Genomic DNA, 22,487 nt, shown 5'->3' on the forward strand with positions numbered 1-22,487 from the left:
ACCAAGTAAGGCTGGCCTATTCGTGTCGCGTTCAGGCAACGCGAATAGACCAAAGAGAAGCGCGATCAGCGCGACTCTTTGTGGGGCTGGTGCGATCCGCAGTTCGGGCAGAACTTCTTCAGTTCTAGCCGGTCAGGGTCGTTGCGCCGATTCTTCTTAGTGATGTAGTTACGGTGCTTGCACGTCTCACATGCCAAGGTGACCTTGGGCCGGACGTCTGTGCTGGAGGCCACTGCAGTTGCCCTCTTTCGTTCGTTGACTATGTACGGGTGGTAGCGGTGGGGAGGCTCGATCTCCCGACCTCACGATTATGAGTCGTGCGCTCTAACCAGCTGAGCTACACCGCCCCGCAGACAGAGCCGGCGTTTCCGCCTGCCGTCTACCGAGCCCCCTAACGGAATCGAACCGTTGACCTTTTCCTTACCATGGAAACGCTCTACCGACTGAGCTAAGGGGGCATAAAGCCCTCACGAGGGTACCCGGTGACGTCGGCGGATCCAAAACCGCTCGGCCGGAGCGACCGGCCCATCGCGTTCGATCACCCATTACCTGTGTGGAAGATGCCCATGCGGGCTCGCCGGACAACTCATCGCGGGCCATCGGCCCGCACCGTCGCCATGCGGATGATCTCCGATGGGCCGACGAAGGGCGCCCCGGCACTCAGTGGTTTCGCAGCATGTCGATCAGTTCGTCCTTGGTCAACCGTGAGTAACCCGACATGCCGAGTTCCTTGGCGCGCTCGCGGAGTTCTGTCACCGTTCGGTCATCGTAGGAACCCGACTTGCCGCCCTTACGTCCCACCGTGGAGCGCCCGCGGGCGGCGGCCGCATTGGAGATCCGGGCCGCCTTCTCCTGGGAATCGCCCTGCTTACGTAGCTCCTTGTACATCTTCTCGTTCTTGATCGACGAGTTCGGCACGAGAATCACCTCCATAGCGCAACCATGTCCGCTAGGGATTCCCACTGGCGTAACGCCTGAAACATCCGCACGCCTGCCGCCACCATTCCAGTTGGCGCAGAAGACAAGCCAGCGGCCCGCCCCCTTCGGGAACGGGCCGCTGCCGACCAGGCCAACTACCGTTGCGCTTCTTGGCGCGCCTCGTTGGCGTCCGCCGCCTTACGCGCGGATTCGGCCTCGGCTTCCTTCTTCGCGGCCTCCCGCTGCGAATCGGCCTTGTCCTGCTGCGCCTGGCCTTCGCGCTTGAGGTCGTCGCGGCCGGTCACCGCGCCGGCGACTTCCTTGAGCTTGCCCTTCGCGCCCTCGACGACGCCCTCGATCCCTTCTTCGGGACCACTTTTGTCAGACATACGTTTCCTTTCCTCCTGCATCCTGTTGCAACCACGCATCCACGCGGCAGACGGTGTGCACCGCCCTTACTTGTGGACTTCCCGTATCCAGTTCGCTCAAACCGCAAGGGAAGTAACCTTCAACACACGCGACGGCTCGCCACACGGGCGGCACCCCTCACTTGACGGTGGTCTTCTTCTTGGCCTGAGCCGCGGCCTTCTTCTCGGTGCTCGCATCCCCACCGGCCAGCTGACCGCCGGAATTCTCCAGGTGCGCACGGACGAACCACTGAAACTTCTCGAGTTCACCGGCATGACCAATCAGCATGTCTTGGGAGACCAGGTCGAGCTTGTCGAGTGTCTCGATGGCCTTACGAGTGTCCTCGATCACGCCGTCATACACCAAGTTCAGCGCCGCCAAATGAGCCTGCACCGTGTCACGATCTACCGAATAGTCGTCCCACGTACGGTCTTTCATGATGGCGCCGGGTGTTCCCAGCGGGGACCGGCCCAGTGCCGCAATCCGCTCGGCGACTTCGTCGGCGTATCCGCGTATCAGCGCAACCTGTGGGTCGAGCATCTCGTGCACTCCGATGAAGTTGGGGCCCACCACATTCCAGTGCACATGCTTCAGGGTGAGGTGCAGATCGTTGTAGGTGCTGAGCTGCGTTTGCAGCAGATCGGCGATCTTTCTGCCTTGCGCATCGGAAAGCCCGGGGATGGTGAACGTGGTCATAGTCAGCTCCTTCGCTATGCGGCGTCAGAGGATGTCTACCCGCCGGATTCCAGAACCAAACCTCTCTTCACACGTCAAATCGGCCAGAGGCAGCCGGGCCTCAGCGTCCCGGACGTCTCCTCGCCGGTATACCGGTTCGGACGCGGTTCGCGCACAGCAGTATCGCCTGCCTGCGGACACCACGAAATACCCGGTCCGTGCATAAACAACCGCACACCGGGTATCCCATAACGGTGTGCTGCGCGCCCAAACGGAAGGAAGGGAAAGAGAAGGATGTCCACTGTTCTTGAGGAGCGGACCATCGCGATACTGGCGGCCGACGGAGTCGAGCGTGTCGAGTTCGAGGAGCCACGCAACTCGATCATCGCTGCCGGTGGCACCGTGGTGGTGCTCTCGATCAAATCTGGCGAGATCGCTGCCCGGGACCACGATCTGGAGCCCGCCGGGACGCTGCCCGTCGACCGCGAAGTCAGCCAGGTGTCCGTGGACGACTACGACGCGCTGGTGCTTCCCGGGGGCACCGTCAACCCCGACAAATTGCGCGCCGACGCAGATGCGGTGGCCTTCGTGCGTAGGTTCGTGCGGTCCGGCAAGCCCGTGGCCGCGATCTGCCATGGCCCATGGACGTTGGCCGAAGCAGGTGTCCTCGTCGGCCGGACGGTCACGTCGTATCTCAGTATCCGAACAGACCTGCGCAATGCCGGTGCCCACGTCCTCGACGAGGAGGTCGTCATCGACCACAATCTCATCACCAGTCGTTCGCCGGAAGACCTGCCGGCATTCTGCAGAGCCATCGTGGACAACGTTGCCGCCGCGAGTGCCAGAAACTGATCGGGCAGCTCTACCGGGGGTGGCACGGCACGGGGGCGTACAACGCCTGTCGGCACAGTTGCTCGGCCTCGGCGGTCGACCGGTCCAGCGGCAGACGTGTATCGATGACGTGCGCCTCCCCCCACCCGTTGTCCAGTCCGGCGAATTCTGCACCCAAGGCCGCCGCGATATCGCCGGCGGCCTCGGATATCCCGTCATGACGGGTAGCGACCCGATGTTGTGCGGTGACCAATGGCGCCATGCACAGGAACTCCACCATCGGCGCACCCGCCTCATAGGCCAGCTGATGCGCACGCAGCCGGTGCCGGGGATTGCGCCATGTTCCGTCCAGGATCACGGTGTGGCCGCCCGCCAAACACAGCCGCGCCCGCCGGAGCACGGCCTCGTACACAACGCCTACGTTTTCCGGCGAATACAGCCCGGCGTCGAGCACTCCCTTCCCGCCGGATATCACGCCCAGTCGATGCAGCTGATGACGCACTTCATCCGTTGAAAGTACTTGAGCACCAATATCTTCCGATATCCGTCGGGCCAAGGTGCTCTTACCCGTGCCCGGCCCACCGCCGACCAGCACCAGCCGTACCGTCGCGGCCCCCAGGTGGTTCAGTGCCATCGCCAGATGCTTGGTGGCGCGGGCAGAGGCCGCGCGCTGCCCCTGCGTGAACCGTGCGCAGTCCACCTTGGCCCGGACCAGCGCGCGATAGGCGATATAGAAGTGCCGCAACGGTTCCGGCGCGGGGTCCGCAGACAGCTCAACGTAGCGATTCATGAAATAGTCGCCGAGATCCTGCCGCCCCAGGTACTCCAGATCCATGGCCAGAAACGCCGCGTCGTCGAGACTGTCCACATGCCGCAGACGGTCGTCGAATTCCAGGCAGTCCAGCAGCACGGGCCCGTTGGGCAGGCAGAAGATGTCGCTGGCCATCAGATCTCCGTGCCCGTCAATGATTCGCTTGTCCGCAACACGTTGGGCGAACAGCACCGCCCGACCGGAGATGAACTGCGTCGCAAGCGTCCGGACCAGACGTACGTCATCCGTCGCGAGTACCGTCCCCGCGTACTTCTCCAGGGAAGCCAGGGTGTCCTCCCACCGGTCGACGACGGCGTCGAGCGCCCCGGCCTCGTCGATCGACGGACTACGATCGGCCCGTTCGTGGAACGCCGCCAGTACCTCGGCGATGGCGTCCAGATGCGCCTTGGTGACCCGGCCGTTCTTGGCCATCGCGGAGAGCCGCGCAGCGTCCGGATAACGCCGCATCACCACAACCGGCTCACCGGGTCCACCGTCGGGATCGGCGAGATGCGAGACGCCGATGTAGCTGTCGCGCGAGATCCTGCTGTTGAGCGCGATCTCACGGGCGCAAGCCCTTTCGCGAAGCTCTGGGGTACTGAAGTCCAGGAAGTTGGTGGTGACGGGCTTCTTGAGCTTGTAGGCCCGGCCTCCGACCAAAATGACGATTCCCGTGTGGGTTTCGCGGATCTCCGCACCGACGGAGGTGGGACTGGCGGTCGATCGTGATGCGCGCATGAGTTCATCGTCGCCGCGCACGCCACCCGGATATCCGGCCATGGGCCCTCGATTCGTGGGTCGGAAGTCACCAGTTCTTCCCTTGGTCGGCCCGCTGAGCGTGCGCAGGTGCGGTAAGTCGGGCATTTCAGGCCCGGTACCGGTGACCAAGTGCCCTGTCCGCACCCCAGTACGTACCCAAGAGTCGATATCACCACTAGCCGATCGGAGCCGACATGCCCAAGACAATGGTTCACATCGACGTCATCCAGACCGCGATCCAACTTGCCTGCCGTGCACCGTCTTTACACAACACTCAGCCATGGCGCTGGATTGTCGAATCGGTCTCTGGGGCCGCCGGTCTACACCTGTATCTGGACCGCTCGCGCTGCGTGCGGAGAACCGACGGCGCGGGCCGCGAAGCGATCATCAGCTGCGGCGCGGCGCTGGATCATTTCAGGGTGGCGATGGCCTCGGCGGGCTGGATGGCACGCGTGGAACGCATCCCCGATCCCGACAACCCCGATCATCTCGCGGCCATCACCTTCTCGCCCAGAACCCTTGTGGTGGCCGGTGATCGACGACGCGCGGACGCTATCCTGCAGCGGCGTACCGACCGTCTCCCCTTCGAGTCACCACCGAGCTGGTCACAGTTCGCCCGGATGCTCAACGCGGTGATCGCCGACAGGGCGGTGATCCTGGACATGGTGGACGACGCGATGCGGCCGAGGCTGGCCGAGGCGTCGGCACTGAGTGACGCCCTGCGCATCTACGACTCGGCCTACCAGACCGAGCTCGATTGGTGGACGGCGTCGTTCACCCTGCAGGACGGTATCCCGCGCAGCGCGCTGGTGTCGGCCGGCGAGAGCGATCGCGTCGACATCGGCCGCACCTTCCCGGTCGTCTCGGAACGGACCTCGCGGTCCGGCCTGCAGGAGGACCAGTCCAAGGTGCTCGCGCTGTCGACGGCCAGAGACACCCCGAAACATCTCTTGCGCTGCGGCGAGCTGCTCTCTGAGGTGCTGTTGGAAGCGACGCTGGCCGGGATGGCTACCTGCACCATCACGCACATGTTGGAGTTGACGGCCAGTCGCGAAGTTGTCGGCGCCGCCATCGGGCGCGCGCACCCACAGGCATTGATCCGGGTCGGCCTGGCTCCGACATTCGGTCGCGTCCCTCCCCCGACACCCCGCCGATCGCTTGCCGATGTGCTCGAGATTCGCGGCTAGGGCGCGGCTATGAGCGATATCCGCTTTCCCGAGTCCGCGGTAGTAGTCGGTATTGATGGCTCGCGGTCCGCCGTTCGGGCCGCGTTATGGGCTGTCGACGAGGCGCTGCACCATGACGTACCGCTGCGCTTGGTCCACGTGGCGCCCCAGCCGGAGTTCCCGGAATTCGACGCCGAGCCAAGTCCCGCCGGGGCCGCGGTACAGCACGTCTCTCGCGAGATCGGCGCGACGCGAAAGCCGGTGAAGGTCCAAGTCGACATCCGGCACGGGCGGGTGGCAGATGTGCTCCTGGACTCCTCACGCGGTGCCCTCATGCTCTGCGTGGGAGCGATCGGCATCAGCGGCTCCGATACCCGGAAGGTCGGGTCCACCGCCGCCGAAGTTCTCCGGTCGGCGCGGTGTCCGGTCGCGGTGATCCGTGACGGACAGTCGCCGCTCGGTGTAACACCCGCGGTGGTGGCAGAGGTCGACGAATCCCATGAGTCCGTAGCCTCGCTGGAGCTGGCCGCGCACGAGGCAAGGCTGCGCGGAGCACCGATGCGCGTCCTGCTACGCCATCGTGCGCCAAGCTCGGGCCGGCTCCGGGCTACCACCCTGACGCGTGAGGACCGTCAGGTGGCGGCGGTCCTGCTGGAGCGACGCCTGGCGCCGCTACGAGCACGGCACCCCGACCTGGACATCCGCGCCCTCGACCCGGTGGGCGGCACGCTGGATTACCTGGAGCGCCACGGACATTCCGTGCAGCTGGTGATCGTCGGGGCCGGCGATGCGGCGCGTGTTCAGGAATTGGTCGGCCCCAGCGGGTGCGGCGTGCTGGGCAGGACCCACTGTTCGGTACTCGTGGCCGCGCGGCAACAGCTGCTCTAAGCAACACCACCGCGTGGTGCCTACTGCCACATCACGCCACTTTTGGGGTATCTCGCTACTCGCGTCGTCGAGACCGCGTCAGATCAGGATTGATGTGTATCGCTTTTACACAACGAAACCGAACTGCGCGGCCCTTGCCGGGAGGAGTAGAAATGATTACGCGAACTGCCCCACACTCCGTCCCGCCGCACGTCAAGCTGCTCATCCTGGTTGAGGCCGGCCCTGCTCACGATCTTCGCGAGCATCCGGGTGGAATCAATTCAGCTACACCGATTTTCGAGGCCGTTCGGGTCGCCGGGCACACAGTCGCGCCCCTGCACGCCAACGCGGCGGGCGTGCCACTCGAGCTTCGATCCATTTTCGTCGTCACCGCACCCGCCTGCCCCGAATTCGACCGGCTCGCCGAGTATCTGCATACGCTGCCCGGCGTTGCGGCCACCTACCTGGAATCCGTTGACGTTCAACCTCAGCCCGCCGGCGTCAGCTCTCCTCCGGTATCGATCGGCAGTCAGCGTCGGGCAGCAATCCACCGTGTCAGCCATGGCAGATTCGGAGCCCGGCGGGCGCCTAGGCTGGCCGGCTAGTACCGCTGAGGTACTCCGGAGTGGCCGCGCGCCCCCAACGAACGAAGTAGCTCGCTACTCGTGTGGGTGACCGCCCGCCGGCCTACGGTTCGAGGAGAGCCATCACCCGAAGGAGCCGATCATGACAACGCTTGAACGACAAGCAATCCGGCAACCGTCACCCACACCCACGACCAAGGTCGCGGCCAGCGGCACCGCCGGCGCGATCTCGGTTGTCCTGGTATTCATCCTCGGCAAGTTCAATGTCGAGATACCCGGAGACGTGGGATCGGCCATTACCGTCCTCTTCTCCGTCGCATCCGGCTACTTGGTGCATGAACGCACTGTTCTTCAGCAGCCAGCATCAGAAGGCGCCGCAGACGATTGACGTGCAGCGGATCGCGTGCGGTACGCCTATTCCTGCGGGTTCGCCAGATCGCTCCACACAATCTTGGCGAGCTGATCGCGGTCTGCCACATCGAGTTTGATGCACGCACGGTAGATGTGGCCTTCGATGGTCCGCACCGACAGCGTGAGACGCTCGGCGATCTCGCGGTTGCACAGCCCCTCCCCGATGAGCGCCGCGATTTCACGCTCACGCGCCGTGACCGGCAGCGGACGGGCGGCGGCCCGGATCGCGGGCGTGGCCGCACCACCGCATTGGCCGGCGATCCGCAGTGCGCGCGCGGCAGACTCGGCGCTCTTGCTCCGGTCCCCATCGCGACCCAGTAACGCCACCGCCTGGGCCGCGGCATCTGCCGCCGAAAGCAGCAGGCCCGCGTTCTCGAACTCTTGACTCACCGCGTCCAGGGCCGCGGCATCCGAAGTACCCACCGCGACCGCATGCCGTGCATACAACCCCACCAACGGGCCATGCACACGCGATACCAGCGATCCGAGGCGGCGCCCCACAGTCCGGTCACCGAACCGTGCGGCATGGTGCAAGGCCTCGGCCTCCACCGCATACTGACCGGCGGTGTGTGCGGCATCGGCCGCGCGCCGGGCGGCGTCTACCGCCGACCGGTCCGCACCGCGTGCTGCGGCGAGCCATGATTTCGCGATCAACAACTGGGGGTCGTGGAGCGCGACGAACTGCCCCGAGTGTTCCCCTGATTCGGTGAGCACGCGCTCGGCATCTTCAACCTTCCCGAGTGCGGCGTAGGCACGGGCGAGTAATAGCCGCGCAGGCAGCTGCCACGGCAGTGGCTTCTCGGCGTTGAGGGCCGCCAGAGCCTGCTCGATCGAGGAGATCGCCGTCGGGAAGGCCCCCCGGTGCACGGCGACCAACCCGGCCATGATGCGCGCTATCGCCCATGCGAGAAACTGCCCAGCAGAGGAGAATTCGGTGTATTCCGTAACACGGCGGTCGGCTAGCCGGAGCTGACCGGTGTAGACGAGGGCCAGTACGTCGCAGTAACGCACCATTACCGCGATCATGCCGTCGGTGGACCGTTTCTGGGCACGGCACCTCGCCGCGATCGGCTCGAACTCGTCACCGCGCCCAGCGACGGGCAGCGCAAGCCCGATACCGAATGCCGCGAATTCCACCGCCTGCCGGGGAGCCTCGGGATCCGACAGCACCAAGGTCGCGGCCGCGAGCCCCTCATCGAACTGGTTCTCGTGCACGGCCAAGGCCGCTCCCGTTGCGTCGACGACCAGTTTCAGCGCGGGATGCTGCACCCGTTCACGGAGCAGGGCCATCAGCTCATGAGCACGTCCGACATCGCCCATCGACCAGAACGCGATGGACACCAGCGGAAGACCCCAGAGGACCAGCGAAAGCTCGTCGAGCTCGTCCGGATCAAACTCGGCAAGCGCCTGTTCGGCTTCCTCGGGCCGGCCCTGCCACAGCAGAGCGCGGGAAAGAACCTCGGCCGCACGCAGTCCTCCGTCGCGTTCCACCGCGCACCGCGCCAGGTGCTCCCCGACGGGCAGATTGGACAGATACACCGCGTCCTTCGCCGCGGAGACCAAGAGGGCGGGGTCGGTGGCCTCGTCGCTGTCGACCGAGAGCTGCGCCAACCGGATGCGCTTGACGGGCGAGCCGTTATCGCGCTCCCGGAGCGCCCGCACGAGCTGACCGCGTAGGCGTCGCGCCGATGCGGTTCCCACTCTGCGCCGGACCACCTCGCCCAACATCGGATGGCTGAACCGCACATTGATCCGTCGTCCGTCGGCCTCGACACGGACAAAACCGGTGATCTCTGCGCCGTCCAGCGCGTCGCCACCGGCGATCTCACACAACGTGTCGAGATCAAGCGGTTCGCACAAGGACAGCAGTTTCAGCACGTTGAGCACGTCGCCGTCCAGCTGCTCGAGGCGATCTCCGAGCAGCGCCGCCAATCCCGACGGGACAACCGTGTTACCGCGCAGCTGCCACACCCCGTTGACGGCGGTCAGGGAGCCGGCCTCGACAGCCCCTTCCACCAGATGCCGAAGAAACAGCGGATTTCCTCCGGACGACTCCCACATCACGTCGGCGCTGAACCCTTCGAGCGCCCCACCGAGCACCGATTCGACGAGGGCGACGCTCTGCTCCTTGGTGAACGCCTCGAGCTCGAACCGGCGCAGGTAGTCGTCTTTCCATAATGCGGTGACCGCATCTGGAACGGGCTCGCCGCTACGCACGGTGGCCACCAACCGGCCCGCATGGCCGACGGCTATCTGGTGCAGCAAGGTCGCGGAGAGGTCGTCCAAGAGGTGGGCGTCGTCGATTCCGATGATCGGATGCGGCGTTGCGACAATGGATTCCCGCGCCGCTGCGATGAGCGCGGCCGGATCACGCGATCCGGTCGTCTGTATCCAATGGGCGAATACGCCCAGAGGAATGCTCCGCGACGACTCGGTACACGCCACCCAGCGAACCGGGCATGCCAACGAGTCGGTGACCGCCCGCGCGAGGGTTGTCTTGCCGACGCCGGCGGAGCCCACCAACACCACTCCACACGAAAGATTGTCCGCCAGCGTTGAGCGGACAGCCTCGAATTCGGTTGGGCGGTCGAGCAACTGCCAGCTCCCCGACATGGAAAGAGAGTCTAGATCGCGATGCCGGTTTGTGTGGGCCAGTCCGTCGGACGACTTCTCCTGCGTGACGGGTTTGGTGATCGTGGGTGTCATCGCAACCTTCTCAGTCCGGCAGATCCTGGACCCCGGCCGGCTCCATCCGCGACACCCCGTTCTTCTCATGCCGAAAGTTGCTGGAGGCCTCGTAGACTCGAAGTTTCATTCGGTTGATCGATCCCAGCGGGCGATGCGCCGCCAGGGCGCGCCAGGAGTTGAAGGACAGCACGTCGTCGCCGAATACCTGTCGCTCGGCGCTATATGAATCTTGCACGGGGAAGACGATTTTGGCGACTCCCAGGTGTGGCGAGTCCGCCTCCGGCCACGCGACGGTGGCATCCTCGAGCGGCATGGTCTTGGCATCGGTGCACAGTTGAACTCTTATCTCGTACTCAGCGCTGTTGTGCTGGAAGAACTCTGCAACCAAGCGGCGGAGCTCGTCGTCGGCGATGGGCTCCGGCAACAGCACCCCCTCAAGGTCCCGCACCGACTTGGACAGGGGTACATAGCTGAGCTTGGCCACGTACTCTCCGTACCGCAGCGGCGCCGAGGAGTAGAAGGTATCGCCGAGAATATGTGTGTTGGGACGCACGAACACGGCCACCGATTCCGGCAGTGAGAGTCCCACGCGTGGAAGAAATTTCGCCACACCTCCAAGAAGGTTGCTACCCAGCCTCAGTGCGGTGTCCGGCAGGCGCGCCAGCAACCATGCCGTCGGCATTCCCCGCCGAAGATATGTCTTCGCGTCCGCGAAGAGGAACTCGCGGTGGGTGACCAGCACGAAATCCTGGGTGGTGGCATCGTCATCCGGGAGAGTGCGCGGACCACCGACTCCCATGACCTTGATACCCAGGCCCCGCACGCCACGGATCCGGTCGCTGCGCAGTAGGCCGGACGTCGTGGACAACCTGCAGATGATCGGGTATCTACCCAGCGTCGCAAACATGCCTTGGCGTAAGTGCGGCGGTAGGTCCGGATAGACCGTCAGCTCACCGCGCAAGATGCCGTGACTCTTCGCGTGCGCATCCCGGACCGCGTGCCGATACTTCCGGAACGCCCGTTCGTTGTTCGTATGCAACACCGTGATGATCTTGTCGATGGCCTCCTCCTCGCCGGGCGGAGCCACGTTCATCTCCTCGTGGTACCGAAGGTAAGTACGCGCCGCATCGAGTCGTCGCTCCGTTGTGCCCATCGCGGTCCAGTCCTCCCGTATTAGTGGTCCGAGACTGTCGATATCCATCGGACACGGTGACTTGGTCAGTGTCGTGAAGGCCGGCGGCGCGCGCATGAGTACACGACTACCCAATCCTGCGCCCCGGCCGGGACCGGTGCGGGTGAAATGACCAGGTATTCCCGGCGCCATCGGAAATCCGGATTTCATAGCGATCGAGTAACTCAATACTCACGTTCCACGCCATCGAAATTTGTCAGCATTACCGGTATGCCGAAAAAGGACAGACACGCCGGATCGGCCGCCACCCTGGCGTCATGGCTCGCGACACGAATCGATCGGTCGGTCGGGTGGTCCCGGCTGCCTCCGGCATTCGGCATCGCAGTACTCATAGGGCTACGCAACGCATTACGGGCCGACAATCTGTTCGACACGGGGCGAGCACCGGGCGGATCACCGCCGCCGGAGAACATGAGCTATCGCACCGCACGGACATTGGATGGCACCTACAACAATCTCGATCACCCGTTGATGGGTTCGGTGGGAAGCCGATTCGGACGCAACGCACCCCCGGCACAGACCTTTCCGGAAGCTCCCGGACAACTCCTGGACCCGAACCCCCGGCTGATCAGTCGCAGACTGCTGACCCGTGACCAGTTCATTCCGGCGACAACGCTGAACGTGCTGGCGGCGGCGTGGATCCAGTTCGAGGTCCACGACTGGTTCAGTCATAACACCGCCGAGTCCAAGCCCTGGGCCTTGCCGCTCGATGAGGACGATCCGTGGCCGCAGCGCCCGATGCAGATACGCCGCACCGCACCCGATCCCTTTCCCGACGCCTCAGGTCCCCCGACATTCGTCACCCAGGACACCCATTGGTGGGACGGATCGCAGGTCTACGGTGGCACTCGGGCCATCGCCGATGCGCTGCGCTCCCGGACCGGAGGCACGCTGCGGCTCGACCGGCTCGGTCTGCCACCGGCCGATGTCGAAGAGCTGGCCAGCGCATCAGAGACAACCGCCAACTTCTGGGTTGGTCTGGCCGTCCTGCATTCGCTGTTCATGCGGGAGCACAATGCGATCTGCGCACATCTGGCCGCCAGCCACCCGGAAATGTCGGATCAAGAGCTGTACGACAAGGCCCGCCTGGTCAACACCGCACTCATGGCGAAAATCCATACGATCGACTGGACCCCCGCGATCATTGGGCACCCCACCACCGTGTTCGCGATGCACACAAACTGGTCCGGCATTCTCGGTGAACGCTTGAGCACGCTGTTTCGCCGTCAGCCCCACAATGCTCTGCTGCGCGGCATTCCGGGCTCACCGACGAGTCTGCATCACGTGCCCTATTCGCTGACCGAAGAGTTTGTCGCGGTGTACCGGATGCACCCGCTCATCCCCGATCATTTCGTGCTCCGGTCGGCATCCGACGACTCCGTGATCGCCGAGCAGGAGTTGCCCGATCTCGCCGTTCAACATGTCCGGACCCGGTTCAGTGAGACCTCGATAGAGAACATCATCTATTCATTCGGCCGTGCCAATCCGGGCGCACTGACCCTGCATAACTTCCCGCGTCATCTGCAGCGTCTGGAGCGACCGGACGGGTCGATTCTGGACCTCGCGGCCATCGACGTGCTTCGGGTCCGTGAGCGGGGCGTCCCCCGTTACAACCAGTTCCGGCGGATGTTGCGGCTGCGGCCGGTGTCGTCCTTCGCCGAACTCACCGACGACCCGGTGGTCGCCCGGGAACTCGCGGCAATCTATGGCGACGTGGAGCGGGTAGACCTGATGGTCGGTCTGTACGCAGAGCCCAAACCGAAAGGATTTGGGTTCAGCGACACAGCTTTTCGGATATTTGTGCTGATGGCATCCCGACGGTTGGAGAGCGACAGATTCTTCACATCCGATTTCCGGCCCGAGGTCTACACCCCGGAAGGCATTGCGTGGGTCAGGGATAACTCGATGCGCTCGGTCCTGCTCCGGCACTTCCCGTCCCTGCAGTCCGCGCTGACCGGTGTCGCCAACCCCTTTGCACCGTGGACGCCCGTGTGGGCCAACGGACCGACCGAGTAGTCGAATACTCATGACCGGCAAGGGCCTTTAGGTCCACAATCATCAGATGAGCCCTACTGGATTCATACCTGCGGTGTGCGGTGACTAGCCCAGTGCCGCGCGGCCCCAAGCGGCCCTCGGTCATCAGCCCGATGGTGCTCGCCGATCCGCAGACGGCACCGCCCGGCGAGGCCAAGGCATTGGTCACCGACAATGACGACCGCAGGATGGTGCTGATCGAGCTTCTCGTCGGCGCCGGTGTCGACCCCGACCATGTGCGGGATCAATTCCTGCACATGTTCCACCGGGTGCTGCGCGACGAGCCACCCGCGCCAACGCCCGTCGGCCGCCACTATGTGCGATGCATGCTCACCCCCGACGAGATCCAGCGCCTGGTCCGCGGGGGCGCCAAGTCCTCGAGCGCCAAAAGCGCCCAACAAGCACTGCAGCTGATCCGGCGGGTGTGGCCCGACCTGGTGGTCGAGGCGCATCTGGACCGCTCGCTCACGACGATCAAGGCAGACGCGGCGATCCGTACGTATGGCTCCGGGGGCACCGGCGTCGTATGGGCGGTGCTGGATTCGGGAATCGATGCCGAGCACCCGCATTTCGCCGCCAACGGCACCCTCACCGCAGACTCGGTGAGGCCTCTACACAAGGACTTCACGCTTTCTCCGGAAGCGTCCAAGGGCCCACTCGTCGATGTCTACGGACACGGCACCCACGTGGCCGGCATCATCGCGGGCGAATCACCCACCGACCCGAAGCTCATCCGGATCGCCTCCACCCAACCGACCGCAGAAGGACTTCCGGAATGGGTTCCGCGGATGCTGGCACAGGGGTCGCGGCTGTCCGGGGTGGCGCCGCACGCCAACCTGGTGAGTCTCAAGGTCCTCGACGACGACGGCAAGACCCTGTCTAGCGTGCTCATCGACGCCCTCAACTATGTGCGTGAGATCAACAGCTACGGCAACGATCTACAGATCCACGGCGTGAATCTGTCGCTGGGATGCGGCTGGATGCCAAGGGATTACGCGGCAGGTCAAAGTCCGCTGTGTCGTGAGCTCGATCTGCTCACCGGCTCCGGCGTGGTCTGCGTCGTGAGCGCGGGAAACCTGGGCGCCGGCACCGCCACTGTCGGTGTGGGTGCTGCCATTCTCGGAACGACGGCCGACGTCTACGGGCAGCTGTCCACCATCACCGACCCCGGCAATGCCGCCACCGCCATCACCGTCGGTTCGGTCCACCGGTACCGGCCACACACCAGCGGTGTCACCTTCGACTCGTCCAAGGGGCCGACTCTGGATGGCCGACGCAAACCCGACCTGGTGGCGCCGGGCGAGCGGATCACCTCTGCGGCAACCGGTCTCATGGCCACGGGCATTGACCTGTTGAAGGACGGCGGTACCGAAGGCGCCGCCAACTACATCGAGGACAGCGGGACCTCGATGGCCGCCGCCCACGTCTCGGGCGCGATCGCCGCCTTCTTGTCGGCCCGCACGGAGTTCGTGGGTAAACCACAGGAGGTCAAGGAGATCTTCCTGAAGTCGGCCGTCGACCTGGGGCGCCACGAGTTCTTCCAGGGCGCCGGGCTGGTCGACCTGATGCGCGCACTATCCAACACGTAGAGACAAGCGGGAACATCATGACAACGACGGTAACGATTAGCGGACTGCCTTACTACGAACCGGATTTCAATGCCGACGGCTCACTCAATGACGCCACTGGCGACGGTGACGGCGGTCTGCCGGCGGCCGTGGCGGCCGGGGGCATCACCGATCTGTTCGTGATGTCGCACGGATGGAACAACAGTGTGACGTCGGCCCGCCAGCTCTACACCGCGATGTTCTCGCTGATCGCCGACCAGCTCGGCGGACACACAGAGGGTGTGGCTGTCGCGGGGATCAACTGGCCGTCGGTGTTACTGCCCGACGACGATCCGGATAGCGCGCCGCCGGTCCCTTCGACGGGTGCACAGCTCGCGGCGGCGCTGGCTCCACGCTTCCCCGGCCAGGCAGAGCAGCTCAAGACGATGGGCGAGCTGCTCGACGAGAAACCGCAGCAGTCTGCCAAGCTCATCGAGTTCCACACCTTGGCTGCCGGACTCGTCACCACCAAACCCCAGTCGGAAGAGGACAGCGGAGAGTCGAGCATTGCGAACAGCGACCCGCTCGCGGTGTTCGGGCAAGCCGCGGCCATGGCACCGAAGTCCACGAGCTCCGCCCAGGGGCTGGGCAATCCCTTCGCCGGGCTGTGGTCAGGGGCGCGCGAGATCCTGCGCACGATGAGCTATTACGAGATGAAGAACCGGGCCGGAGTCATCGGCGAACGCGGCCTTGGCCCACTGCTGGCCTCATTGTCCGGTCCTGACGGCGCACCCCGCATTCACCTCATCGGGCATAGTTTCGGGGCGCGACTGGTCTCCTATGCGCTGGCTGGGTTGCCGAAGACCGGCACCAGCCCGGTCAAGTCGCTCACCCTGATCCAGGGCGCCTTCTCGCACTTCACCTTCAACCGCAAGCTGCTCTTCGATCCGGGCCGTGGCCCCGGCGGCCTGGCCGGGCTCGAAGAGCGGGTGGACGGGCCGCTGCTCACAACGTATTCCTCCGCCGACCGCGCAGTCGGCTGGTGGTACCCGGCGGCCAGCATGCTCGCGCGGCAGGACAGTCAGGCCGGGCAGGACCTGTGGTTCCGCTGGGGAGCAATGGGTCACGACGGATACCAGCAGGACCCGGCCGCCACGGCACTTGAGCTGTCCGAGGCCGGCAAGCCCTACGACTTCCAGCGCGGGCATTTCTACCGACTTGACGCCAACAAGGTTATCGACGACGCCAGCCAGTCCGAATTCAGTGGTGCGCATAGCGATATCAAGCACCCCGAGGTGGCCTGGGCGATCGTCTCCGCCGCCCGCGCCACCTGATCGAACACGAAAATCATTCCTGCACTGTGAGATCGAGTACCTGACTACGCGCGAACCAGACCGCATATCGGAACACGATGAGCAGGTCCTAGCTCGAACCTCACGCACTATGCAAGGAGTCCACCATGGCCACCGCAGTCAAGTCAACGAATCACAAACCGTCCGAGACCGAGTACGAAATCTCAGGGGCCGCCGGTGCGGCCGCGGTCACCGAACACGAATTGCCCTCGGGGCAAGCGGGTAACGCCGACACCGAGACCACCAACGCCGCCACGCAAGCACAGGGTGAATCGGCGGTCAGTGAACTGGGTTCGGTCGACGGGCTGACTATCGATGAGTCCGAGCTCGCGCCGCTGGACGCCATCCTCGGTAGTTATCCCGAGTTGGCCAATAGTGCCGAAATCATTATCGGTACCGATGATCGCGTTCGGGTCGGCAACACCACGACGTTCCCGTGGCGCGCTATCTGCCACCTGATCATCACCTCCGCCAACAACCGCACCTACGTCGGGACGGGCTGGCTGATCGCGCCTCGCACCGTCATGACGGCCGGGCACTGCGTCTACATGCATGCCGACGGTGGATGGGTGCGCTCGATCCAGGTGATTCCCGGCCGCAATTCCGGTATCCGTCCGTTCGGGACCCATGTGGGTACCACCTTCCGCAGTGTCACCGGGTGGACCCAGAACCAGAACCGCGACAACGATTACGGCGCGATCATCCTGCCGCCGTCGTCACGTCCGGGCGATCAGACGGGTTACTTCGGTTTCGCCACCCGCAACGACGACTTCCTGAAGGCCGCGGCTCTGAACCTTTCCGGGTATCCCGGCGAGAAGAACGGCGAGCAGTGGTTCATGGCGCAACGCACCAAGGCGGTCTCCGATCGCGTCATTACCTACAACATCGACAGCACGGGCGGGCAGAGCGGCTCGCCGGTGTGGGTGCTGCAGAACGGGAACCGTTACGGCGTCGGCGTTCACACCAACGGCGCCAACTCGGGCAACTCGGCCACCCGCATCAACAGCGCCGTCTTCAACAACATGTCAACCTGGAAGAGTAACGGTATGTGACAAGGCATTTCAGGTAACCCGAGAAACCCGGACACAGGAGGATACGTGGTCGGTATCTCATTCCGTGACCGCGCCGGGCGTCCCATGGCCGGTGCTGTGATCAGCATCGCCGCGGCGCCCGGCGAGGTCCACGATATTGCGATGGTCGCCGATGACTGGGGCGAGATTGTGATCTCCGTGCCCCTGGCCGGTGACTACCGATTTCTTGTGTCGTACACAGGGAAGACTTTTCATGCGACGGCCCATATCGCCGAGGGACAAGATCAGCTCACGGTGACCGCCGGCTAGGCCGTCCGGCACGGATCAACGCGACGTCTGGCCCCGAATATCGCGCGCGGCCGGATAACAGCCGTGCAGGCCGCTAATGAGACGATGCGCCTCATCAAGGTCCTTCTGCATCGCCCTCAGCCGCTTACGATGCCGCGGCATTGCATTGCCAGTCCGGCAGATCTGCCGTTCGGTGGTGGCGATTCGTTGAGACACCTGGTCCACATGCTCATACAACGACCGCAGCAGGACCCGAGCCTGCGCCACCGCTGCGTCTTCAGTCATGAGCGCATGGTCGCACCATTTCCCTGGCCCTTCGCGACGACGCAGGCCTCGCCGGGAAATGAGCCACGACAGGCGTAGTACCTTGTCTGCCCAATCGCTTGCCCGCCGTTGACTTCGTAATAGTTTCGATATAACTTTCGTAATACTTTCGTAGGAGAAGAGGGGGCTCTGATTTGGCACGTTTCTTCCGTCATGGCGAGCTGCCGCTCGTGCTTCTGGCGCTGCTGGCGCAGCGGCCCATGCATGGATACGAGCTGATGTCCGAACTGTCGAGGCTCTTCGGGGCCGGCGGGTACCAACCGTCGCCCGGCACGGTGTATCCCGCAGTCGAGGCACTGGCCGTGGAAGGCCTGCTGACGGGCCAGACACGCGAGGGCCGGACGGTCTATCGGGCGTCCGAAGAGGGCGAACGAGCGCTCACCGGTCGAGCCGATGTGCTGGCGGCGGTGGAATTGCGTACCGGCGCACGGTTCGGCCGCGGGGATTCTTTCGAGAAGATCCTCGCCCGGTTCTCCGCGCGGGTCATGCCGTCTGCAGGTCGCGTGGATCCCGTCGCGGTGGAGGCGATTCTCGACCGGGCCGCCACCGAGATCACTGGCCTTACCCGAGTTGAAGACCGCAGGAGAGGAGCCAAGTAGTGAGCGGTGATGCCTTTGAACGAGCGGTGGAACGCGCCGAACGCCGGGCCGAGGAGGAACAGCGCAGGCTCGAGCGAAAACGCCGGGCATGGATCGGGCAGGTGAATCGAGCGGCCTTCCAGATCCACGCCGCCACCTATGTCGCCGTGCAGATCCTCCTGGTCGCGATCTGGGCGCTCACCTGGCAATTCGACCACGGGACCGCGTACCCCTGGTTCATCTATCCACTGCTGGGCTGGGGCATCGGCCTCATCGCGCATTACGTCGTCGCCAGGTCCATTTGGCGTCACGCGGAGGGCGAGCCCGCCCTCGAATCCTGGCCCACCGAGGGCGCCAACCGAGCCACGCACGACACACCCACTCAGGAGTCGCCATGACCGCCCACACTGACCAGAGCACCCGGCCCATCAAGACCAGGCGGATCACATTCCGTTATCCGACAGGCTCACTGAATCGCCACTACGTGCAGGGCGATCTGGTGATGAGCCACATCATTGCCATGCTGTCCGCGGTGTTCCCCGAGGGTGAGGACTACTTCATTCGCTCGGTCAAGCACTTCTCCGACCAGATCACCGATCCCGTACTGAAGAAGCAGGTGGCCGGGTTCATCGGCCAGGAGGTGACGCACGGGCGCGAGCACCGCGAGCTCAACGAGCGGTTGCAGCAGATGGGCTACCCGACGCGCATCGTCGACCGGATAACCCTGCGCGGGATGAATCTCTACACGCGGCACCTGCCGCCTCGCTTCAACCTCGCCATGACGGCGGCGCTGGAGCATTACACCGCGACGCTCGCCGAGACGCTGCTGACCGATACGCGCGCGCAAGATCTCTTGGGCGAGGGCGAGGTGCGCTCGATGCTTCTGTGGCATGCGCTGGAGGAGTCCGAGCATCGTGCCGTCGCATTCGATGTCTATCGGACGGTTGGAGGCACCGAACGCATGCGTGTGTGGGCCATGCGGCTGATCACTACCGTCTTCATCTGTGGAACAGTCCTCGACACCCTGATGTCCCTGATGCTGGACAGGGCGGCATACCACCCGATCAGGTTATTCAAAAGCCTTGCCGAGCTGAGGCATTCACCCTTCGTAACCAGGGAAGTACGTGACCGCGTCAGGGCCTATAACCGTCCGGGTTTCCACCCGGACGAATTCGACAACACCGACCTCGTGGCTCGCTGGAACACCGAACTTTTCGGTGAGCAGGGACAGCTGGCCGGCCACCTACGCTGAGCAGACCCTCAAACGACGTCAGGCCCCTCGAAAGGGGGCCTGAATGCTGTGGCGGGTGGCAGGATTCGAACCTGCGTAGGCGTAAGCGAAGTCGTTTCCGATTACTTGGAGTGCTTGACGAGATAGCTCCGGGTGTCGCTCATACATGACGGCTTCGACATAATCGCCGGCGTCATTCAAGGACATTCGGCCCCAGTCAAGCTCGATCTTGATCGCCTCGTCGAGAATGGCTCGGACCTGTTCCAAGGCTGCCGTGTCGTCATACGCACCGAAGTCCGCCGTTTTCCCGGGATAGCGCCAGAGGTAAACAACGATCGCGTCACTGACATCGATGTCGGTGCTGGACATGCGCTAACGGCGGGAGAGGAGAGCGTTATGTGCTGCGCCGAAATGAATTTCGAAGAGCTCCTTCATCCATGACATCACCGCAGTGTCATCGGCATCGAGGCCGGGGGTGACCAGATCGTCGTGGGCACCGCTCAGCATGAGCATGTAGTGCCATTTCTTGGACTTGTTGTCCACCCCGAGTTCGTTGGGCGCGTCCAGCGGCGCAAGGAAGAAGTCGATGCCGCCGTCGCGCACCGATGAACAAATCTGAAGCTTGCAGTCCGGACGCAAATAGTAGATCGCCCACGCTGGACGGTTTCCATAGGTGGCGGAGTCCTGCACTTCGTCAAGCGCGAAGCCAGCTCCAGAGAGGGTTCGATTCAGAAAGCTCGCTAACTCTGCTGGTCTCATCACTTGCCTCCCGTGTAGACCCACACGTTGCCTTGCTGTACGTATCCGTACGCTGCGGCGTTTTCCTTCAAGAAGTTGATCTCCATTGCAGAGAAGGAACGCCTCTGCACGGCTGCTACTTGTTCAACACTGCTGAAGCCCTCGGGCAGAACGTAGTCGACCCGCGGCACCCTATTCTCCAATTGTGCACGCAAGAACTGTTCGTTGACCTGCCACCCCAGGCTTCGGGAGCTTGCGTCATCAAGTCCGTGACCAACCGCGTTCCATGTGTCATCGCCTGTGTCGAAGTAGATGCCGCCATTGTGTCTGGCTTCGCCGATGTAACCGCCGTCTTGCCCATCCCATTTGCCCAGAACAACTCGGTCGGGGTTGGCGGTGCTGCCGATGCCCGGTGCGTGATGGGTGGAGTGATCGGCGACTTGACCAGCCAGATCTGAGGTTGCGTGGCCGTTAGTAAACGCATTGTTGAGGTCGGCTGCCAACTGCGGCGCCTGCGGTGAGTAATGCTCGGTGGAGTGGTTCCAGCTGCCAGCATTCGGCGACTGATGGTCAAGCCCGGCGTTGGCTGCAGGGTGATCCACTGTAGGTGTCGGGTGTTCCACTTGAGGCGGCGCATGATGGCCGGGAGTGGCGCCATCGAGTCCGTCTGTGATTGCTCGTGTTTCGGCGCCGGTGAGATCGCCGAGCAGTCCGCGGGCGCCAGCCGCGGCTTCGCCACCGACTCCGCCACCGGCCAGGGCCTCGGTGCCCAGGATCATGTTCTTGCCGATGAACTCGCCCGGGTGGTTGTAAAAGTCCTTGGCTTGTTCAATACCCATCTTGGGTGCGGCCAGAGGATCGGTCGTCAGTTCATGGGCCTGCTTGGCAGCGGCCAGCCCGTACTCTTTCCAGGCTTCAGCAACACCGGGCGCCCCCGGACCGGCTTGCCCGGTAAGGATTTTCGCCTGCTCTATCTGACTGTTGACGGTATCGGTGGCTGAATCGTTGGCGCGGCCCACGATGTCGTTGAACTGATCACCAGGAGAGTTGTGCAGCGGCACCGCGCCGGGTGTGCGCGTCTGCTCAACATCAGGCTGGAAACGCGGCGCCTGTGCCGCCTTGACCGCGTCGTTGACTCGCTGCTCGATCTGATCGGCGGGCACACGCTCGTTGATCAGCTTTTGGCGAGTGATGTCTTTGAACGCTGCCACGTCGCCGGGTTGCAGTGTGGGGGCAAGCTTTTGCGGTTTCGTCTTATCGATATCGCCCACACCGGGTACGGCTCCTAGGCTGCCGACCTGTCGCGGGTCGATAGGTTTGTCGCCAGCGGGTGCAGTGGTTTTCGGGTACCAGTCTTTGTAGTTGGCTTGCGTGTCGGCTCCCGCGGCGGCGGCCTTCGTCGCACCAGGATCAGCTTCCGGGTTAGGCGCGTCCAGGCCTTTCAGCCGGGCTGCGATCCCTGGTTGATCTGCGGGGGCGGCCTGGGCGACATTGTTGTTGACGTTGAACGTCGCTGCGGCAAGGTTCAGTTGGCCGGTAATCGTTTTCTCGGCGGTCTCGACCTGCTGTTTGACGGTTTGTGTTGCCGCCCACCATTTGTCGGCGTTGTCTTTGAGCTCCTTGGCCATCGTCGCCACGGCCTGCCGGGACTTCTCCACCGCCTCATCGCTCATACCGTCGGGCGGCGTGTAGGTCATCGACAAGTCTTCGTTGACCCTGACACCCTGTTGTTGTTCGGCGTGGTTGATGATCGCCTTGGCCGTAGTCAACGGCGGCAACACGCTATAGGTCACGGTGCCTGTCAACTCATCGGCAGCAGCATCCACGGTGTCCCGGATAGACCCAACAGTTTTCAGGCCCTCGCCCGCATTGTGCTGTGCGGCCTCGGCGAACTCGCCTTCCCAATAGGTGCCGCCCGGCTTGTCCACGTACCCTTTGAACGTGGCGGTGCGGGACTCTAGCTTCGCCGCGGTCTGCTTCCAGGTCGCGACGGGTGCCAGATACGCGTTCGAATCGATGCTCAGCAGCAGCGATTTCGTCGGCGACATATTCGA

The 22,487-nt window shown here is 63.9% G+C and carries 23 protein-coding genes, 2 tRNA genes and 1 pseudogene; 13 read left to right on the top strand and 13 right to left on the bottom strand.

Annotation, left to right across the window (positions count from 1 at the left end):
• Positions 1 to 65: 65 nt before the first annotated feature.
• The 6 genes from rpmG to AC5Y5C_RS13465 form a co-directional block, all read right to left on the bottom strand.
• Positions 66 to 233, bottom strand: a complete 168-nt coding sequence (gene rpmG, locus AC5Y5C_RS13440) for a 50S ribosomal protein L33 (RefSeq protein ID WP_030096611.1) — start codon at positions 231 to 233, stop codon at positions 66 to 68.
• A gap of 37 nt (positions 234 to 270) precedes the next feature.
• Positions 271 to 347, bottom strand: a tRNA-Met gene (locus AC5Y5C_RS13445).
• Positions 348 to 385: 38 nt separating this feature from the next.
• Positions 386 to 458: transfer RNA gene (locus tag AC5Y5C_RS13450), tRNA-Thr, on the bottom strand.
• A gap of 202 nt (positions 459 to 660) precedes the next feature.
• Positions 661 to 918, bottom strand: coding sequence for a DUF7218 family protein (locus AC5Y5C_RS13455; RefSeq protein ID WP_499973217.1), 258 nt, complete (start codon positions 916 to 918; stop codon positions 661 to 663).
• A gap of 155 nt (positions 919 to 1,073) precedes the next feature.
• Complete coding sequence (gene mbp1 / locus AC5Y5C_RS13460; RefSeq protein WP_499972797.1) at positions 1,074 to 1,307, bottom strand: microaggregate-binding protein 1; 234 nt, start codon at positions 1,305 to 1,307, stop codon at positions 1,074 to 1,076.
• Positions 1,308 to 1,464: 157 nt separating this feature from the next.
• Complete coding sequence (locus AC5Y5C_RS13465) at positions 1,465 to 2,022, bottom strand: Dps family protein (protein ID WP_499972798.1); 558 nt, start codon at positions 2,020 to 2,022, stop codon at positions 1,465 to 1,467.
• Positions 2,023 to 2,295: 273 nt separating this feature from the next.
• Here AC5Y5C_RS13465 and AC5Y5C_RS13470 point away from each other — a divergent pair, with 273 nt between their 5' ends.
• Positions 2,296 to 2,853, top strand: a complete 558-nt coding sequence (locus AC5Y5C_RS13470) for a type 1 glutamine amidotransferase domain-containing protein (RefSeq protein WP_499972799.1) — start codon at positions 2,296 to 2,298, stop codon at positions 2,851 to 2,853.
• A gap of 10 nt (positions 2,854 to 2,863) precedes the next feature.
• Here AC5Y5C_RS13470 and AC5Y5C_RS13475 read toward each other — a convergent pair whose 3' ends face one another.
• Positions 2,864 to 4,423 carry a bifunctional aminoglycoside phosphotransferase/ATP-binding protein gene (locus AC5Y5C_RS13475; protein WP_499972801.1) on the bottom strand — a complete coding sequence of 520 codons (1,560 nt, stop codon included), beginning with the start codon at positions 4,421 to 4,423 and terminating at the stop codon, positions 2,864 to 2,866.
• 173 nt (positions 4,424 to 4,596) lie between these two features.
• On the opposite strand from AC5Y5C_RS13475, the gene AC5Y5C_RS13480 reads away from it, so the two are divergent.
• From AC5Y5C_RS13480 to AC5Y5C_RS13495, 4 genes are all read left to right on the top strand, one after another.
• Positions 4,597 to 5,589: an Acg family FMN-binding oxidoreductase gene (locus AC5Y5C_RS13480; RefSeq protein WP_499972802.1), complete on the top strand. Its 993-nt coding sequence runs from the start codon at positions 4,597 to 4,599 to the stop codon at positions 5,587 to 5,589.
• A 9-nt stretch (positions 5,590 to 5,598) separates the two neighbouring features.
• On the top strand, positions 5,599 to 6,456 hold the full coding sequence (locus tag AC5Y5C_RS13485) for a universal stress protein (RefSeq protein ID WP_499972803.1): 858 nt from the start codon (positions 5,599 to 5,601) through the stop codon (positions 6,454 to 6,456).
• Positions 6,457 to 6,608: 152 nt separating this feature from the next.
• Positions 6,609 to 7,040, top strand: a complete 432-nt coding sequence (locus tag AC5Y5C_RS13490; RefSeq protein WP_499972805.1) for a hypothetical protein — start codon at positions 6,609 to 6,611, stop codon at positions 7,038 to 7,040.
• 121 nt (positions 7,041 to 7,161) lie between these two features.
• A complete protein-coding gene (locus tag AC5Y5C_RS13495; protein WP_499972806.1) occupies positions 7,162 to 7,407 on the top strand; it encodes a hypothetical protein in 246 nt (81 codons plus the stop codon).
• Positions 7,408 to 7,433: 26 nt separating this feature from the next.
• Here the strand turns inward: AC5Y5C_RS13495 and AC5Y5C_RS13500 are convergent, their stop codons facing one another.
• Together AC5Y5C_RS13500 and AC5Y5C_RS13505 are read right to left on the bottom strand one after the other, a co-directional pair.
• Positions 7,434 to 10,043, bottom strand: a complete 2,610-nt coding sequence (locus AC5Y5C_RS13500; protein ID WP_499973220.1) for a LuxR C-terminal-related transcriptional regulator — start codon at positions 10,041 to 10,043, stop codon at positions 7,434 to 7,436.
• A 103-nt stretch (positions 10,044 to 10,146) separates the two neighbouring features.
• Positions 10,147 to 11,271, bottom strand: coding sequence for a catalase family protein (locus tag AC5Y5C_RS13505; RefSeq protein ID WP_499973221.1), 1,125 nt, complete (start codon positions 11,269 to 11,271; stop codon positions 10,147 to 10,149).
• 249 nt (positions 11,272 to 11,520) lie between these two features.
• Between AC5Y5C_RS13505 and AC5Y5C_RS13510 the strand changes: the two genes are divergently transcribed.
• From AC5Y5C_RS13510 to AC5Y5C_RS13530, 5 genes are all read left to right on the top strand, one after another.
• Positions 11,521 to 13,326 carry a peroxidase family protein gene (locus tag AC5Y5C_RS13510; protein ID WP_499972809.1) on the top strand — a complete coding sequence of 602 codons (1,806 nt, stop codon included), beginning with the start codon at positions 11,521 to 11,523 and terminating at the stop codon, positions 13,324 to 13,326.
• 80 nt (positions 13,327 to 13,406) lie between these two features.
• Positions 13,407 to 14,933, top strand: coding sequence for a S8 family peptidase (locus tag AC5Y5C_RS13515; RefSeq protein ID WP_499972811.1), 1,527 nt, complete (start codon positions 13,407 to 13,409; stop codon positions 14,931 to 14,933).
• Positions 14,934 to 14,950: 17 nt separating this feature from the next.
• Positions 14,951 to 16,225 (top strand): alpha/beta hydrolase family protein, encoded by a 1,275-nt coding sequence (locus AC5Y5C_RS13520; RefSeq protein WP_499972813.1) that lies wholly within the window; start codon positions 14,951 to 14,953, stop codon positions 16,223 to 16,225.
• Between the two features lie 125 nt (positions 16,226 to 16,350).
• On the top strand, positions 16,351 to 17,295 hold the full coding sequence (locus tag AC5Y5C_RS13525) for a trypsin-like serine peptidase (RefSeq protein ID WP_499972815.1): 945 nt from the start codon (positions 16,351 to 16,353) through the stop codon (positions 17,293 to 17,295).
• 45 nt (positions 17,296 to 17,340) lie between these two features.
• Positions 17,341 to 17,583: a hypothetical protein gene (locus AC5Y5C_RS13530; RefSeq protein WP_499972816.1), complete on the top strand. Its 243-nt coding sequence runs from the start codon at positions 17,341 to 17,343 to the stop codon at positions 17,581 to 17,583.
• Positions 17,584 to 17,598: 15 nt separating this feature from the next.
• Here AC5Y5C_RS13530 and AC5Y5C_RS13535 read toward each other — a convergent pair whose 3' ends face one another.
• On the bottom strand, positions 17,599 to 17,847 hold the full coding sequence (locus tag AC5Y5C_RS13535; RefSeq protein ID WP_499972818.1) for a hypothetical protein: 249 nt from the start codon (positions 17,845 to 17,847) through the stop codon (positions 17,599 to 17,601).
• A 173-nt stretch (positions 17,848 to 18,020) separates the two neighbouring features.
• Here AC5Y5C_RS13535 and AC5Y5C_RS13540 point away from each other — a divergent pair, with 173 nt between their 5' ends.
• The 3 genes and pseudogenes from AC5Y5C_RS13540 to AC5Y5C_RS13550 all read left to right on the top strand — a co-directional run bounded on the left by AC5Y5C_RS13540 (position 18,021) and on the right by AC5Y5C_RS13550 (position 19,716).
• Positions 18,021 to 18,485, top strand: coding sequence for a PadR family transcriptional regulator (locus tag AC5Y5C_RS13540; RefSeq protein WP_499972819.1), 465 nt, complete (start codon positions 18,021 to 18,023; stop codon positions 18,483 to 18,485).
• Positions 18,485 to 18,875 (top strand): annotated as a pseudogene (locus AC5Y5C_RS13545) (2TM domain-containing protein). Before AC5Y5C_RS13540 ends, AC5Y5C_RS13545 begins: the two are co-directional and overlap by 1 nt.
• Positions 18,859 to 19,716, top strand: a complete 858-nt coding sequence (locus tag AC5Y5C_RS13550; RefSeq protein ID WP_499972821.1) for a metal-dependent hydrolase — start codon at positions 18,859 to 18,861, stop codon at positions 19,714 to 19,716. Before AC5Y5C_RS13545 ends, AC5Y5C_RS13550 begins: the two are co-directional and overlap by 17 nt.
• An 18-nt stretch (positions 19,717 to 19,734) precedes the next feature.
• Here AC5Y5C_RS13550 and AC5Y5C_RS13555 read toward each other — a convergent pair whose 3' ends face one another.
• Genes AC5Y5C_RS13555 through AC5Y5C_RS13565 form a run of 3 tightly spaced genes read right to left on the bottom strand, consistent with a single transcriptional unit; the run spans position 19,735 to position 22,481 of the window.
• Positions 19,735 to 20,064 (bottom strand): hypothetical protein, encoded by a 330-nt coding sequence (locus AC5Y5C_RS13555; protein ID WP_499972823.1) that lies wholly within the window; start codon positions 20,062 to 20,064, stop codon positions 19,735 to 19,737.
• Between the two features lie 3 nt (positions 20,065 to 20,067).
• On the bottom strand, positions 20,068 to 20,454 hold the full coding sequence (locus AC5Y5C_RS13560; protein WP_499972825.1) for a hypothetical protein: 387 nt from the start codon (positions 20,452 to 20,454) through the stop codon (positions 20,068 to 20,070).
• Positions 20,454 to 22,481 carry an endonuclease gene (locus tag AC5Y5C_RS13565; RefSeq protein WP_499972826.1) on the bottom strand — a complete coding sequence of 676 codons (2,028 nt, stop codon included), beginning with the start codon at positions 22,479 to 22,481 and terminating at the stop codon, positions 20,454 to 20,456. Before AC5Y5C_RS13565 ends, AC5Y5C_RS13560 begins: the two co-directional genes overlap by 1 nt.
• Positions 22,482 to 22,487 lie beyond the last annotated feature (6 nt).

The sequence above is a fragment of the Mycobacterium sp. NGS15 genome, assembly GCF_059813245.1.